The 1,898-nt window shown below is 42.4% G+C and carries 1 protein-coding gene; it reads left to right on the forward strand.

The window, feature by feature from the left end:
• Window positions 1–405 precede the first annotated feature (405 nt).
• Window positions 406–1,818, forward strand: coding sequence for a group II intron reverse transcriptase/maturase (gene ltrA / locus DXA36_RS32505; protein WP_118683629.1), 1,413 nt, complete (start codon window positions 406–408; stop codon window positions 1,816–1,818).
• Window positions 1,819–1,898 lie beyond the last annotated feature (80 nt).

A 1,898-nucleotide genomic window follows, 5' to 3' on the forward strand; every position in this document is an offset into this window, starting at 1 on the left:
TTTTGTGTGCGCCTGGCGGCGCACGTCGCTAATGGATGAAAGTTCCTAATCCGCCCTAGTAGTGGGAAGGATACAGCCAAGACCAAGGGTGTCCATCGTGAGGTGGAATCTGAAGGAAGGTGGAGGCAAATCTCCGGTCTGACGAACAGAAATCACATCAGGCTATAGTTAAGGATAAGGTTGCACAACAAACTAAAGTCCAATAACTACTCGGAATTAACTGTAGTAAATGTGGCAGATGCATGGAGAGAAAGTGACGTGTGGTACCCAGGGAGGTCTCGTCAGCGGATGGAAACAGAGTATGAAATTCGTGAGTAATAACGAATGGCGAGAAGTCAGCAGAAGCCATAGTAAACCAATAAATGCATTTGTTGGCGAAGGGCCGAACTTTAGGAGATACAAGCAATGAATGTAACTGAAAGTAGGTTTAAGAACAGACAACTTCATATTGAGGACTATCTGCAAATGGTATCTGCGGAACAGAAAGAGTATGCGGAAGAGTTCGACTACGGGAAGATTACTGAAAAGAGCGGTATCATCACAGACTATTGGGCGAGCAATCTTTTGGATTTGATTTTGCGGAAGGATAACCTTAACAAGGCCTATAAGAGAGTAAAATCAAACAAGGGAAAAGGTGGAATGGACGGTATGCAGGTGGATGAACTTCTGCCTTTCCTAAGAGAAAACCAAGAAACCCTAATTCAGGAGATAAGGGATGGTAAATACAAACCAAACCCGGTTCGAAGGGTAGAAATACCCAAAGAAACAAAAGGCGAGTTTCGGAAGCTAGGAGTTCCAACAGTGGTTGACAGAGTGATACAACAAGCAATCACCCAGGAACTTACACCGATCTTCGAGGAGCAGTTCTCGGAAAACAGTTTTGGATTTCGCCCCAAAAGAGGGGCACATAGTGCCCTCAAACAATGCCAAAAGAACGTAAATGATGGCTATGTATACGTGGTGGATATGGACTTGGAGAAGTTCTTTGACACGGTAAACATAAGTAAACTGATTGAGGTGTTGGGAAGAACCATTAAAGATGGCAGGCTGATTTCTCTCATACACAAGTATCTCAATGCTGGTGTTATTGCAGACGGAATGTTTGAAAAATCGGAAATAGGTATGCCACAAGGTGGACCATTAAGTCCATTGCTCAGTAACGTTATGCTGAATGAGTTGGACAGGGAACTTGAGCGCAGAGGTCATAGATTTGTCCGTTATGCAGATGATAGTATGATTTTCTGTAAGAGCAAAAAGAGCGCCGAAAGAACCTTGGAAAACATACTTCCTTACATTGAAGGAAAACTGTTCCTAAAAGTAAATAGGAAGAAAACAAAAGTGGCACACATCAGCAAGGTTGAGTATCTTGGATATAGTTTTTATAGATACAAAGGCAAGTGCAGATTCAGAGTACATTCTAAATCAGTAAACAAGATGAAGGATAGAATCAGAGTGCTGACGGACAGAAAGAATGGGATGAGTAATGCTGCCAGAGAAGATAAATACCAACAGTATGTGCGGGGATGGGTGGAATACTTTAGACTAGCAGATATGAAGGGACTTCTCAAAAGTACAGATGAATGGGCAAGGCGAAGAATCAGAGCGGTCTACTGGAAACAATGGAAGAAAATCAAAACGAGATACCGAATGTTAAAAGCACTCGGTATAGAACATTGGAAAGCCAAGGAACTAGCCTGTAGCAGAAAAGGATATTGGAGAATGGCACAGGTGCTAAACCAAGTCTTTTCAAACAAAATCATAGCCAAGCTGGGATATACATCCCTACTTGACTATTATCTAACAGTTTGTGAAAACTAAAGAACCGCCGTATACGGAACCGTACGTACGGTGGTGTGGGAGGACGGTAAATAAAATAATTATTTACCTCCTACCCGATT

This window comes from Eisenbergiella sp. OF01-20 (genome assembly GCF_003478085.1).
Lineage (GTDB): Bacteria > Bacillota > Clostridia > Lachnospirales > Lachnospiraceae > Eisenbergiella.

Excerpts from the sequence above, each read along its gene's own strand:
- ltrA (WP_118683629.1), top strand. The coding sequence starts at position 406 with ATGAATGTAACTGAAAGTAGGTTTAAGAACAGACAACTTCATATTGAG.